Annotated in this window: 11 protein-coding genes; 10 read left to right on the forward strand and 1 reads right to left on the reverse strand. The window is 72.6% G+C overall.

Annotated features, from left to right (window positions below):
- Positions 1-132: 132 nt before the first annotated feature.
- From FJK98_RS04175 to FJK98_RS04220, 10 genes are all read left to right on the forward strand, one after another.
- Complete coding sequence (locus tag FJK98_RS04175; RefSeq protein ID WP_205789483.1) at positions 133-942, forward strand: sugar ABC transporter permease; 810 nt, start codon at positions 133-135, stop codon at positions 940-942.
- A gap of 290 nt (positions 943-1232) precedes the next feature.
- A complete protein-coding gene (locus FJK98_RS04180; protein ID WP_145917840.1) occupies positions 1233-3098 on the forward strand; it encodes a glycoside hydrolase family 13 protein in 1866 nt (621 codons plus the stop codon).
- 112 nt (positions 3099-3210) lie between these two features.
- Complete coding sequence (locus tag FJK98_RS04185; RefSeq protein WP_145917841.1) at positions 3211-3552, forward strand: hypothetical protein; 342 nt, start codon at positions 3211-3213, stop codon at positions 3550-3552.
- A 262-nt stretch (positions 3553-3814) separates the two neighbouring features.
- Positions 3815-4885, forward strand: a complete 1071-nt coding sequence (locus FJK98_RS04190; protein WP_194822879.1) for a BMP family protein — start codon at positions 3815-3817, stop codon at positions 4883-4885.
- Positions 4886-5154: 269 nt separating this feature from the next.
- Complete coding sequence (locus tag FJK98_RS04195) at positions 5155-6702, forward strand: ABC transporter ATP-binding protein (protein ID WP_370516996.1); 1548 nt, start codon at positions 5155-5157, stop codon at positions 6700-6702.
- Positions 6699-8024 (forward strand): ABC transporter permease, encoded by a 1326-nt coding sequence (locus FJK98_RS04200; RefSeq protein ID WP_145917844.1) that lies wholly within the window; start codon positions 6699-6701, stop codon positions 8022-8024. Before FJK98_RS04195 ends, FJK98_RS04200 begins: the two co-directional genes overlap by 4 nt.
- Before the next feature lie 3 nt (positions 8025-8027).
- Entirely contained in the window at positions 8028-9308 is a 1281-nt protein-coding gene (locus FJK98_RS04205; protein WP_145917845.1) for an ABC transporter permease, read from the forward strand.
- A gap of 128 nt (positions 9309-9436) precedes the next feature.
- Positions 9437-10147 (forward strand): cytidine deaminase, encoded by a 711-nt coding sequence (locus FJK98_RS04210; protein WP_145917846.1) that lies wholly within the window; start codon positions 9437-9439, stop codon positions 10145-10147.
- A 52-nt stretch (positions 10148-10199) separates the two neighbouring features.
- Entirely contained in the window at positions 10200-11480 is a 1281-nt protein-coding gene (locus FJK98_RS04215) for a thymidine phosphorylase (protein WP_145917847.1), read from the forward strand.
- A 134-nt stretch (positions 11481-11614) separates the two neighbouring features.
- Positions 11615-12295: a DUF4272 domain-containing protein gene (locus tag FJK98_RS04220; RefSeq protein ID WP_145917848.1), complete on the forward strand. Its 681-nt coding sequence runs from the start codon at positions 11615-11617 to the stop codon at positions 12293-12295.
- Between the two features lie 8 nt (positions 12296-12303).
- Here FJK98_RS04220 and FJK98_RS04225 read toward each other — a convergent pair whose 3' ends face one another.
- On the reverse strand, positions 12304-13194 hold the full coding sequence (locus FJK98_RS04225; protein WP_370517063.1) for a putative RNA methyltransferase: 891 nt from the start codon (positions 13192-13194) through the stop codon (positions 12304-12306).
- Positions 13195-13312: the final 118 nt, after the last annotated feature.

Consider the following 13312-nt stretch of genomic DNA (forward strand, 5'->3'; position numbering starts at 1 on the left):
CCGCAGGCCCCCGCCGCGCCTGCCGTCCGGTCGGCTGCCGCCGGCCCGCGTGCCGGCCGGCCGGGTGCTGCGGTACGCGGTCGTGGCGGCCGGCGCGGGAGCCGGTGGTTCACCCAGGTCGGCTGGCGGCACGTGGTCGGCGTGCTGGCGGTGGCGTTCAGCCTCTTCCCGATCCTGTTCGTGCTCTCCGCCGCGCTCAACCCGCTCGGCACCCTCTCGTCGACCGAGCTGCTGCCCACCGGGGCGTCGTTCACCAACTTCGGCAACCTGTTCGAGCGGACGGAGTTCGGCCGATGGTTCCTCAACTCGCTGCTCATCGCGGGCGGGGCGAGCTTCGTGTCGATCTTCCTGTCCTCGCTGGCGGCGTACGCGTTCTCCCGGATGCGCTTCGCCGGGCGGCGGTTCGGGCTGCTGACCCTGCTGCTGATCCAGATGTTCCCGCAGTTCCTGGCGATCGTGGCGATCTTCCTGATCTTCACCCGGGTCACCGACCTGTGGCCGTCGATCGGCTTCAACACCCCCTGGGGGCTGTTCCTGCTCTACATGGGCGGGGCGCTGGGTATGAACACCTGGCTGATGAAGGGGTTCTTCGACACCCTGCCCCGCGAGCTGGACGAGTCGGCCACCATGGACGGCGCCAGCCACGCCCAGGTCTTCTTCCGGATCATGCTGCCGCTGGTGGCACCGATCCTGGCGGTGACCGCGCTGCTGTCGTTCATCGGGACGATCAACGAGTTCATGATCGCCAACGTGTTCCTCACCGACCCCGGGTCCAAGACCCTGGCGGTCGGCATGTTCGGCCTGGTGGCCGGGGAACGGAACAACAACTTCGGCATCTTCGCGGCGGGCACCCTGCTCACCGCGGTCCCCACCGTGCTGGTCTTCCAGCTCCTCCAGCGCTACATCGTCTCCGGCCTCACCGCCGGGGCCGTCAAGGGGTGAGTCGGAGGGGTGGCCGCTGTGGCACGGCGGGCGGGCTGAGTGGTCCGGGTTCGCGCGGGGCCTGTTCGGGGGCGACACAGCGGTGTCGCGGTCGGGTGGACACCGCTGCATCGCCCCCGTTGAGTTGATCATGGACGCCGGCCAGGCCGGCGTTCCCCGGTACGGCACGCTGCGGCAAGGGCGTCGGGTCGACGTACACCGGAGCAGTTTCGGGGGTCCGTCCCCGCCGGGAGACCGGCGGGGACGGACGACCCCACTCTCTCTGTCCGATCGACGCGAAAGGTCACACCATGTCCCTGTCACCGCACCACGACGGCTCGGCGCTGTACGTGCCCGAGCAGGAACCCGCCCTCGGGCAGACCGTGCCGGTCTTCGTCCGGGTGCCCGAGGGCACCGACGTCCGGCAGGTGCACGTGCGGACCACCGGCGACGGTGAGCCGCGCTTCGTCGAGGCCACCGTCGACCGTCGGGACGGCCACGACGTGTGGTGGCGGGCCGACGTCGAGGTCCGCAACCCGGTCAGCAACTACCGGTTCATGCTCACCGGGACGACCGGCTACCGCTGGCTCAACGCCGCCGGCCCGGTCGACCACGACGTGCCCGACCACGGCGACTTCAAGCTGGTCAGCCACGCGCCGCCGCCGGCCTGGGCCCGGGACGCGCTGATCTACCAGATCTTCCCCGACCGGTTCGCCCGGTCCGCCGCCGCCGACGGGCGCACCCCGCCGGACTGGGCCATCCCGTGCGACTGGGACACCCCGGTCGTCGGGCACGGCCCGCAGACCCCACGCCAGTTCTACGGCGGCGACCTGGACGGCATCACCGAACGCCTCGACCACCTGGACCGGCTCGGCGTCAACACCGTCTACCTGACGCCGATCTTCCCGGCCCGCTCCAACCACCGGTACGACGCCGCCGGCTTCGACACCGTCGACCCGCTGCTCGGCGGGGACGCGGCACTGGTCCGGCTGGCCGCCGCCGTCCGGGCCCGGGGCTGGCGGCTGCTCGGCGACATCACCAGCAACCACACCGGCGACGCGCACGAGTGGTTCACCCGTGCCCTGTCCGACGTCGACGCCCCCGAGCGGGAGCTGTACTACTTCGACGTGCCCACCGGCGACGGGGAGCCGACGTACGAGTCGTGGAACGGGGTGCGGTCGCTGCCGAAGCTGAACTGGGGCAGCGCCGAGCTGCGCCGCCGCTTCGCCACCGCACCGGACTCGCTGCTGCGCCGCTGGCTGCGCCCGCCGTACGGGCTGGACGGGTGGCGGGTCGACGTGGCCAACATGACCGGCCGGCGGGGCGCGGACGCGTACACCCACGAGGTGGCGCGGCTGCTGCGCGAGGTGGTCACGCAGACCCGCGCCGACGGGCTGCTGCTCGCCGAGCACGGCCACGACCACACCGGTGACCTGGACCGCGACGGCTGGCACGGCACGATGAACTACGTCGGCTTCACCGACCCGGTCTGGTCCTGGCTGCGCGCCGGGCCCGGGGACGCCGGGGGCCACGCGCCGCTGCCGAACTTCCTCGGCACGCCGGGCGGGGTGCGGCGGCGGGACGCGCACGCGGTGCTCGCCACCATGAACAGCTTCCGGTCGCTGATCTCCTGGCGGTCGTACACCCACTCGTGGCAGCTGCTCGGCTCGCACGACTCGGCCCGTATCCGCACCGTGGTCGGGGACGCCGCCCGGCAGGAGGTGGCCGCCGGGCTGCTCGCCACCCTGCCCGGCACCCCGGTCGTGTTCGCCGGGGACGAGTGGGGCCTGACCGGCGGCAACGGCGAGGGCTCCCGCACCCCGATGCCGTGGCACCGGCCGGAGCGCCGGGACACCGGGACGTTCGCCGCGTACCGGGCCTTGCTGGCGCTGCGCCGGGACACCCCGGAGCTGCGGCACGGCGGCCTGCGCTGGGTGCACGCCGACGCCGACACGCTGGTCTTCCTGCGCGAGGCGACCACCGGCGCGGTGCTGGTGCTGGCCCGGCGGGCGGCCGGCCCGCCGGTCCTGCTGACCGGCCTGCCGATCACCGCAAGCACCGGCGCCGGCCCGGCGGGGGAGAACCTCCACGGCGGTGCCCCGGCCCTGCGGCCCGCCGCCGACGGCGGGGTCACCCTGCCCGGCGACGGCCCGACCTTCCAGGTCTGGCGGCTCTGACGGGCGGCCGGCGGCCCGGGACGCCGGCCGGCGGGAGCGGCGAGATCACGGATTGAACTCAGCCGGCGGGCCACCTACTACAAAGTGTCGTTGATGAGGGAGGATGGCCGGCGTGGAAGCTCTCCGACTGGTCCTTCTCTACGTCCATCTGATCGGGTTCGCGCTGCTGCTCGGCGGTGCCGTCGCCCAGTACGTCAGCGGCCGGCTGCGGATCAACGCGGCCATGCTCTGGGGCTCGGTGATCCAGTTGCTGACCGGTGTTGGCCTGTCCGCGCCGCTACGCGACGGGGACGAGCCGGCCCCCGCGAAGCTTGTTACCAAGTTGGTGCTGGCCCTGCTCATCTTCGTCATGGTCTTCTTCTCCCGGAAGCGGGCGCAGGTGGCCCGGGGCCACTTCCTGGCGATCATCGGGTTGACCCTGGTCACGGCCGCCGTGGCGGTGTTCTGGCGGTAGCCGGTGGAGGTCGCCGGAAACGGATGTTCGTGACACCGGACCGGTCAGCGCCGGCACGTTGAGTGATGTGCCCCACGCCAGGGTTACGCCGGGATAACGAGCGTTCAACAGTCGTGCACGATTGGCGGCCGGTGGGTGGACGCGGGGCTACGCTCCCGTCCGTAACGTGGGATGCCGGCGGCACAACGCCTGTCGGTTCAAGGGCTGCCACCGCACGAGGCGGTGAGCAATGGAAGGAGACGTCTTGCGCTCTGTGCGTGGGATGCGGATCGCCTCTGCCATCGCGGCGGGTGGGCTCGTGCTGGGTGCCGCCGCGTGTGGTGAGGCCCCGGACGACGACAACAACGCCGGTGGCAGCGGCGACAAGAAGTACAGCGCCTGCATGGTGACCGACGTCGGCGGCATCGACGACAAGTCGTTCAACACCTCCGCCTGGAAGGGCCTGGAGGAGGCCAAGAAGGCCAACGACAAGATCGACATCAAGTACGTCGCGTCGAAGGCCGAGGCGGACTACGAGGTCAACCTGACCGGGTACGTCAACCAGAAGTGCGACTTCATCCTGGCCGTCGGTGGCCTGATGTCCGACGCCACCAAGAAGATCGCCGCCGCGAACCCGAACCAGCAGTTCGGCATCGTGGACGCGAACCCGGCCACGGCGAACGTCTACCCGATGCAGTTCGACACCGCCCAGGCCGCCTTCCAGGCCGGTTACCTGGCCGCCGGGATGAGCAAGAGCGGCAAGGTCGGCACCTACGGTGGCCTGCCGATCCCGCCGGTGACCATCTTCATGGACGGCTTCGCCGACGGCGTGGCGTACTACAACAAGACCAAGAGCAAGAACGTCCAGGTGCTGGGCTGGGACAAGGCGACCCAGAAGGGTTCCTTCACCAACGACTTCGCCAAGCAGGACGAGGGCAAGAAGGTCTCCGACGCGCTGGTCGCCCAGGGCGCCGACATCGTCATGCCGGTCGCCGGTGGCGCGGGCCTCGGCACCACTTCCGCGGCGAAGGCGTCGGGCGGCAAGTACTCGGTCGTCTGGGTCGACGTCGACGGCTGCGAGAGCACCCCGGACTGCGCGGCGCTGCTGACCACCGTGGTCAAGAACATCCCGGACGCCGTCAAGGACGCCGTGCTCAAGGCCGCCGGTGGCGAGAAGCTCGCCGCCACCCCGGGCTTCGTCGGCAACCTCGCCAACAACGGCGTGTCGATCGCCCCGTACCACGACTTCGACAGCAAGGTCCCGGCGGACCTCAAGGCCGAGGTCGAGAAGATCAAGGCGGACATCGCCGCCGGCACCATCACGGTCACCTCGAAGGCCCAGCCGACCAAGTGACCGCCGCGCCGGCCGCCGCGATGGGATCATCGGCAGCGGCGGCCGGCGGGGACCAGGCATGACGACCGGCCGTCCCGGCGTACGTGGGCAACCTCACGGCGTCGGGGCGGCCGGTCCGCGCACCGGCCGGCCGGCACCCCGGTGGCCGGTCGACCGGCAGCTAGGCTGCACCATCGCTCGCACTCCAGGAGGTTGCGCTGAGACTCGAACTGCGCGGCATCACCAAGCGGTTCGGTGATCTGGTCGCCAACGATCACATCGACCTGACGGTGGAGCCTGGAGAGATCCACGCCCTGCTCGGCGAGAACGGTGCCGGCAAGTCGACCCTGATGAACGTGCTCTACGGGCTCTACCAGCCCGACGAGGGCGAGATCCTGGTCGACGGCCAGCCGCTGAAGCTGAAGGGCCCCTCGGACGCGATCCGGGCCGGGATCGGCATGGTGCACCAGCACTTCATGCTGGTGCCGGTCTTCACCGTGGCCGAGAACATCATGCTCGGCGCGGAGCAGGTCCGGGGCGGCATCGTCGGCTTCCTCGACCGGCGGCGCGCCCGCCGCGAGGTGGCCGAGGTCTCCGCGCGGTACAACCTGCGGGTCGACCCGGACGCGGTGATCGAGGACCTGCCGGTCGGCATCCAGCAGCGGGTCGAGATCGTCAAGGCGCTCACCCGCGACGTCGACCTGCTGATCCTCGACGAGCCGACCGCCGTGCTCACCCCGCAGGAGACCGAGGAACTGCTCACGGTCATGCGGTCGCTCAAGGCGGCCGGCAAGTCGATCGTCTTCATCACCCACAAGCTCGGCGAGGTCAAGGCCATCGCCGACCGGATCACCGTGATCCGGCGCGGCCGGACCGTCGGCACCGCCTCCCCGGAGGCGAGCCGGGACGAGTTGGCCGCGCTGATGGTCGGCCGCGACGTCCGGCTCACCGTCGACAAGCAGCCCGCCACCCCGGGCCGGCCGATCCTGGAGGTCGCCGGCCTGGTAGTCGACGACGACCGGCAGGTCCGCGCGGTGGACGGCGTCGACCTGACCGTACGCGCCGGTGAGGTGCTCGGCGTGGCCGGCGTGCAGGGCAACGGGCAGACCGAGCTGATCGAGGCGATCATGGGGCTGCGCCCGACGCTCGCCGGCACGGTGACCCTCGACGGCGAGTCGATCCACGGCTGGTCCACCAAGAAGGTGCTCCGCGCCGGGGTCGGCTACGTCCCCGAGGACCGCAGCGTCGACGGCCTGGTCAAGGAGTTCAGCGTCGCCGAGAACCTGGTCCTCGACATCTACGACCGGCCGCCGTTCGGCCGGGGCCTGGCGCTGCGGCCGGACGCGATCGCCGCCTCGGCGAAGGAGCGGATCGAGCAGTTCGACGTGCGTACCCCGTCGGCGGACGCGGCGGTCGGCACCCTGTCCGGCGGTAACCAGCAGAAGGTGATCGTGGCCCGGGAACTGTCCCGGCCGCTGAAGCTCTTCATCGCCGCCCAGCCCACCCGGGGGGTGGACGTCGGCTCGATCGAGTTCATCCACAGCCGGGTCGTCCGCGAGCGCGACGTCGGCACCGCCGTCATGGTCGTCTCCAGCGAGTTGGACGAGGTGATCGGCCTCGCCGACCGGATCGCGGTGATGTACCGGGGCCGGATCATCGGCATCGTCGGCCCGGACACCCCGCGCGAGGAGATCGGCCTGCTGATGGCCGGCATCACCCCCGACGGCCCCGCACCGGCCCCGACCGACGGCGTGGTCACCCCGGGCGGGGCGACCGGCGGTACGGCCGGCGGCGTGACGCCGGCCCCCGAACGCCCTGGTGACGAGGACGAGGCATGAGCAACCCCAACCCGGTGTCCGGCTCCCCGGACAAGGAACCGGCGACCGAGGCGGAGCTGGCGCTGACCGGCAAGGCCGACCGGGGCGCCACGATGACCTCACCCAAGCAGCCCGCGCCGGGGCCCCGGCCCACGCTGGGCCGGCTGTTCCTGGACAACCTGTGGGCCGCCAACACGGTCACCGTCACCGTGCTGGCCCTGGTGCTGGCGATGCTGGTCGGCGCGGTCCTGATCATCGTGTCGGACCCGGACGTGCTGGCCACCTACGGCTACATCACGGCCCGCCCCACCGACGCCCTCAACGCGAGCTGGACGGTGGTCAGCGAGGCGTACGCCAACCTGTTCAAGGGGGCGGTCTTCGACCCGGAGGCGTCCGGTTTCACCGCCGCGCTCAGCCCGATCTCGGAGACCCTCACCTACACCGCGCCGCTGGTGTTCACCGGCCTGTCGGTGGCGCTCGCCTTCCGGGGCGGCCTGTTCAACATCGGTGCCCAGGGCCAGGCGACGATCGGCGTGGTCCTGGCCGCGGTCGCCGGTTTCGCGCTGCCGCTGCCGCCGGTGGTGCACCTGGTCGTCGCGTTGATCGCCGGTGCGGTCGGCGGCGCGGTGTGGGGTTTCGTCCCCGGCATCCTCAAGGCCCGGACCGGTGCGCACGAGGTGATCAACACGATCATGCTCAACTACGTCGCCGTCTACTTCCTGTCCTGGATCATCGTGCAGAACGGCGTGCAGAACCCGGACCGGGCGGACGCGATCAGCCGCCCGGTCGACTCCTCGGCCGCGCTGCCCCGGCTGCTCGGCGACAACCTGCGGGTGCACGCCGGCATCCTGCTCGCGGTGCTCGCCACCTGGGCCATCGCCTGGCTGCTCAACCGGTCGACGCTCGGCTTCGAGCTGCGGGCCGTCGGGGCCAACCCGGACGCGGCACGGACCGCCGGCATCAGCGTCACCAAGACGTACGTGCTGGTGATGGTGATCGCCGGGATGCTCGCCGGCCTCGGCGGCAGCCAGATGGTGCTGGGTTCCACCGCGAACGCGCTGACCCCGCTGGTGATCGCGCAGATCGGCTTCGACGGCATCCTGGTGGCGCTGCTCGGCCGGGTGAAGCCGTGGGGTGTGCTGCTGGCCGCGCTGCTGTTCGGCGCGCTCCAGGCCGGCGGCAACCGGATGCAGTCGTACTCCGGGATCTCGCTGGAGCTGGTCACCGTGCTCCAGGCGTTGATCGTCATCTTCATCGCCGCGCCGGCCCTGGTGAAGGCGATCTTCCAGCTCCGGGCCGCCCGTGCCGCCCGGTTGCAGACGAGCCTCGCGAAGGGCTGGTGAGGCATGTCCACCACCGCTGTCCCCGACGTCGCCGTGGCCGCGGTCGACGAGGGCTTCTGGACCCGTCCCCGTAAGGTCGGCGCGGTCCTGCTGGCGCTGGGCGTGCTCGCCACCGTGCTGTTCGGGGCGCTGGCCACCGGCCAGCAGGCCCGGTTCACCCTCAGCGAGACCGAGGGCGGCGCGGCGCTGGAGATCCAGGGCACCCTCGGCGCGATCCTGTTCGGGGTCGTCGCCGCCGGGGCCGGCGGCGCGCTGCTGGCCGGGGTCCCGAAGCGCTGGTTCACCCTGGTCCTCGGGGTCGGGCTGGTCGCCTTCGTGCTGAGCTTCCTGTGCTGGCAGGTCTCCGCCGCCCCCGAGGGCCGCAACTTCATGCCGATGGTCAACATCGTCCGGGGCACCTTCGTCCTGGCCCTGCCGTTGATCTTCGGTGCGCTGGCCGGGGTGCTCTGCGAGCGGTCCGGCGTGGTCAACGTCGCCATCGAGGGGCAGTTGCTGATGGGCGCGTTCAGCGGCGCGCTCTTCGGCAGCCTCAGCGGCAGCGTCTGGGTGGGCCTGGTGGCGGCGGCGGTCGGTGGCGCGTTCATCTCGCTGCTGCTTGCCGTGTTCGCCATCCGCTACCTGGTCGACCAGGTCGTGATGGGGGTGGTGCTCAACCTGCTGGCGGTCGGCGTCACCGGCTTCCTCTACGAGCGGCTGATGCAGACCGACGCGGAGAAGTACAACAGCGCGCCGCGGTTCGGCAACTGGGAGATCCCGCTGCTGAAGGACATCCCGCTGCTCGGGCCGGCGCTGTTCCGCGGCAACATCTTCCTCTACCTCGGACTGCTGCTGGTGCTGGTCATCCACCTCGCGCTGTTCCGTACCCGGTGGGGCCTGCGGACCCGGTCGGTGGGGGAGCACCCGACCGCCGCCGACACCCTCGGGGTCAAGGTGCTGGGCCTGCGGTACCGCAACGTGCTGTTGGCCGGCGTGGTGGCCGGCATCGGCGGCGCGTCGTACACGCTGGCGCTCTACAGCTTCACCAAGAACATGATCGGCGGTAAGGGCTTCATCGCCCTGGCCGCGTTGATCTTCGGCCGGTGGAGCCCGATCGGCGCGCTGCTCGCCGCGCTGTTCTTCGGCTTCGCCGACCAGCTAGCCACCTATCTGGGGGCGATCGGCAGCAGCATCCCCAACCAGTTCCTGGCGATGCTGCCCTACCTGGCGACCATCCTGGCGGTGGCCGGGCTGGTCGGTCGGGTCCGGGCGCCCGCCGCCGACGGCAAGCCGTACGTCAAGGGCTGAACGACGCCCCCGGCGCGGGCCCGGCGGGGACCTCCCTGCCGGGCCCGCGCCGTTCCCGGCGGACACGACGGGCGGCTGACCGGCACCCTTCCCGCACCCGGGCGGGGTGACCTGGGCAGAATGAGGGGATGAGCGAGATCGACTGGGAGCGCCTGCGGGCCGCCGCGACCGAGGTGATGCGGCACGCCTACGTGCCGTACTCGAAGTTCCCGGTCGGCGCGGCGGCCCTGGTCGACGACGGCCGGGTGGTGGTCGGCTGCAACGTGGAGAACGCCGGCTACGGGGTGACCCTGTGCGCCGAGTGCGGGGTGGTCTCGGCGCTGCACGCCACCGGCGGCGGCCGGCTGGTCGCGATGTCCTGCGTGGACGCCACCGGGGAGCCGCTGATGCCGTGTGGCCGGTGCCGGCAGCTGCTCTGGGAGAACGGCGGCCCGGAGTGCCTGGTCGAGTCGAGGACCGGCCCGCTGCGGATGGCGGAGCTGCTGCCGCACGCCTTCGACGTGGCCGACATCGAGGCGGTCGTCGGCGAGAACCCGGTGCCGGTGGTGCCGGACCGGTTGGCCGCCTGGCGGGGGCGGGGCACCGTCTTCGTGCACCCGGACCTCTCCGCCGGGCAGCAGATCTGGACGGCGTACTGGGAGCGGTCGGCGGGCGACAGCGACGAGGCCGGGCCGGGGGTGCTGGAGGAGGGCCCGAGCTGGGGCGACCCGGCGGCGGCGATCACCTGGGGGCTGGCCCGGACGCCGAGGGTCGTGGTGGTGGACGCGGAGGGCACCATCTTCTGGGCCGGCGAGGGCGAGCCGCCGCTGGAGATCCCGGTCCGCTGGGCCGCGTCCTGACCCGTCCGGCGGTCACGCCGGTTACTGCAACGACTTCAGAGGGAACTCAACGGTGAGTGCTTTTACCGCGGTCGACGTCATCCGGGCCAAGCGGGACGGGGGTGTGCTCAGCGACGGCCAGATCGACTGGGTGGTCGACGCGTACACCCGGGGGCTGGTGGCCGACGAGCAGATGTCGGCGCTGGCCATGGCGATCCTGCTGCGTGGCATGTCGGTGCCGGAGATCGCCCGGTGGACCGCCGCGATGATCGCCAGCGGCGAGCGGCTGGACCTGTCCGCGGTGGACCGGCCGACGGTCGACAAGCACTCCACCGGCGGGGTCGGTGACAAGATCACCCTGCCGCTCACCCCGCTGGTCGCGGCCTGCGGCGGCGCGGTCCCGCAGCTCTCCGGCCGGGGCCTCGGGCACACCGGCGGCACCCTCGACAAGCTGGAGTCGATCCCCGGCTGGCGGGCGGCGCTGAGCAACGACGAGTTCCTCGCCCAGCTCCGCGACGTCGGCGCGGTGATCTGCGCGGCCGGCGCCGCGCTCGCCCCCGCCGACCGCAAGCTGTACGCGCTGCGCGACGTCACCGGCACCGTCGAGGCGATCCCGCTGATCGCCTCGTCGATCATGAGCAAGAAGATCGCCGAGGGCACCGGGGCGCTGGTCCTCGACGTCAAGGTCGGCTCCGGCGCGTTCATGAAGAACGTGGCCGACGCCCGCGAGCTGGCCCGGACGATGGTGGCCCTCGGCGACGCCCACGGGGTGCAGACGGTCGCCCTGCTCACCGACATGTCCACCCCGCTCGGCCTGACCGTCGGCAACGCGGTCGAGGTGACCGAGTCGGTCGAGGTGCTCGCCGGCGGCGGCCCCGCCGACGTGGTGGAGCTGACCCTGGCGCTGGCCCGGGAGATGCTCGACGCGGCCGGCCTGCCCGACGCCGACCCGGCCGCCGCGCTGCGCGACGGGCGGGCGATGGACGCCTGGCGCGCGATGATCCGCGCCCAGGGCGGCGACCCGGACGCCCCGCTGCCCACCGCCAACGAGGTCGAGGTGGTCCGCGCCGACACCGACGGCTTCGTCGAGTCCGTCGACGCGTACGCGATCGGGGTGGCCGCGTGGCGGCTCGGCGCGGGCCGGGCCCGCAAGGAGGACCCGGTCAGCGCCGCCGCCGGGGTGGTGCTGCACAAGCGGCCCGGCGACCCGGTGCGGGCCGGCGAACCGCTGTACGAGCTGCGCGCCGACGACACGGTACGGCTGCCGGCCGCACGCGCCGAGGCGGCCCTGGCGGTCCGGGTGTCGGCCACCGCGCCGTCGGCGTCGCCGCTGGTCATCGAGCGGATCGGCTGACGGTCGGCAGCACCGGCCTGCGGTCGGTCTACGGGGGTCGGCCGGCATGGTGCCGGTCGCAACGGAACGCTATCCTCCCTGGTCAGGGGGACCGGACGGCGGTGACGCCGCGTGAGCAGACAGGGAATCCGATCGTGCTGGTAGCCGCGCCCGATCCCCGCGAGGTCCGCGAGGCGAGCCTCGACGAGTTGTCCCGGCTGCGCCTGCCCCTGCCGCCGGCCCAGTTTCCCCTGGTCTGGGAGCCGGGCGACGAGATCGAACTGCGGCCCACCGGGGAGATCGAGGCGCGCATCGCGGTGCTGCACCTGATCCTGGCCCGGTGCTTCGGGATGCCGGCGCAGACCGCGATGAGCTGGCTGCTCGAATCCCACCTGGTCGACATGGTCACCCCGCCCGAGTGGCAGTTCGTGGTGGGCGGCAAGGGCGACCACCGCTCGTTCGTCCTGCACCACGACGCGCTGTTCTCGCTGTCCTGGGTGCTGGGCCTGAGCAAGCAGCTCGACCCGACCATCCCGGTGGACGAGCGGCTGGTGGAGCGGATGCCGTACCTGGCCGGTGGGGAGACCTTCGACCAGTGGCGGGCCCGCATCCTGGCCGCCCCGCAACACCCCGCGGACGCCGCCGCCCTGCTCGACCTGCACTACTGCCTGGACTGGGCGTACCTGGAGGTGGAGAAGTCGGGGCACCGGCTGCCCGGCCTGGTGGACGCGAACGCGATCGGCCAGCGCCGGTGGGCGTTGGAGTGGGCGGTGGTGCTGCGTGGCCCCTACCACGACGAGCCGCCCGGCTGGGAAGAGGTCGACCTCTCCACCTGACCGTTGGGTCAGCGGGGACGCCAGGTGGTCAGGCGTACCGACGCGGTCACGGCGACCGGCGTGGGCAGCGCGTCGATCGCGGCGGCGAGCCGCGCCGGGTCGGTGTGCCAGGCACTCGGCCCCATCCCGACCAGGGTGCCGACCTCGGCCCGGTCGAGGCTGAGCCGGGCGGTGTGCACGGCGGTGTGCTCCGGCGTGAACCGCCCGGCGAGGCTGTCGGCGACCCGGTCGGCCTTGGCCGGGTCGACCCGCAGCAGCCCGAGCACGTCGACCAGTTCGGCGAGGTGGGCGTCGGTGGGGGTGACCACCAGCAGCACCCCGGCCGGGTGCAGCACCCGGTGGAACTCGTCGCCGTTGCGCGGGGCGAAGACGTCGAGCAGCACGGCGACCGACCGGTCGGCCAGCGGCAACCGCTGCCAGGTGTCGGCGAGCGCGGCGGCGGCGCGCGGGTGGGCGCGGGCAGCACGGCGCAGCGCCGGCTTGGCGACGTCCAGGGCCAGGCCGACGGCGTCGGGCCATGCCGCCAGCACCGCCGCGAGGTGCCGGCCGGTGCCCGCCCCGGCCTCCACGACCAGCGGGTACGCCCCGAAGCCCGCCCGCTCCGCCCCGTCAGCGTTCCCGCTCGCCTCGGCGGGGCCGGTCGGTGTCGCCAGGGCGGACGCCGCCGCCTCGGCCAGCGCGGACGAGATCACGTCGTAGTGCCCGGCGGCCAGGAAGTCGGCCCGGGCGGCGACCATGTCGGCGGTGTCCCCGACGTGCGGGGCACGGCCGGCGAGCAGGGTGACGTACCCCTGGCGGGCCAGGTCGAAGCTGTGCCGGCGGGGGCAGCGCAGGGCGCGGGTGTCGGTGGCGGCGGCCAGCGGCCGGGCGCAGACCGGGCAGCGCAGCCGGGCGACGATCTGCGGGTGCGTCGCGTCGACGGGCTGCTCGAACGGGTGCGGCGCGGTCACCCGCAGCAGCCTACGGCGCGCGGCCTGGGCGGGCCGGCGCTGTGTCCCCAGACTCCATGATCAACTC

This window comes from Micromonospora sp. HM134 (genome assembly GCF_007833915.1).
GTDB classification, from domain to species: Bacteria; Actinomycetota; Actinomycetes; order Mycobacteriales; family Micromonosporaceae; genus Micromonospora; species Micromonospora wenchangensis.

Bases quoted from the DNA above. Each gene is read 5' to 3' on its own strand.
- FJK98_RS04180 (WP_145917840.1), top strand. From the start codon at position 1,233: ATGTCCCTGTCACCGCACCACGACGGCTCGGCGCTGTACGTGCCCGAG.
- FJK98_RS04190 (WP_194822879.1), top strand. From the start codon at position 3,815: ATGCGGATCGCCTCTGCCATCGCGGCGGGTGGGCTCGTGCTGGGTGCC.
- FJK98_RS04200 (WP_145917844.1), top strand. From the start codon at position 6,699: ATGAGCAACCCCAACCCGGTGTCCGGCTCCCCGGACAAGGAACCGGCG.
- FJK98_RS04205 (WP_145917845.1), top strand. From the start codon at position 8,028: ATGTCCACCACCGCTGTCCCCGACGTCGCCGTGGCCGCGGTCGACGAG.
- FJK98_RS04210 (WP_145917846.1), top strand. From the start codon at position 9,437: ATGAGCGAGATCGACTGGGAGCGCCTGCGGGCCGCCGCGACCGAGGTG.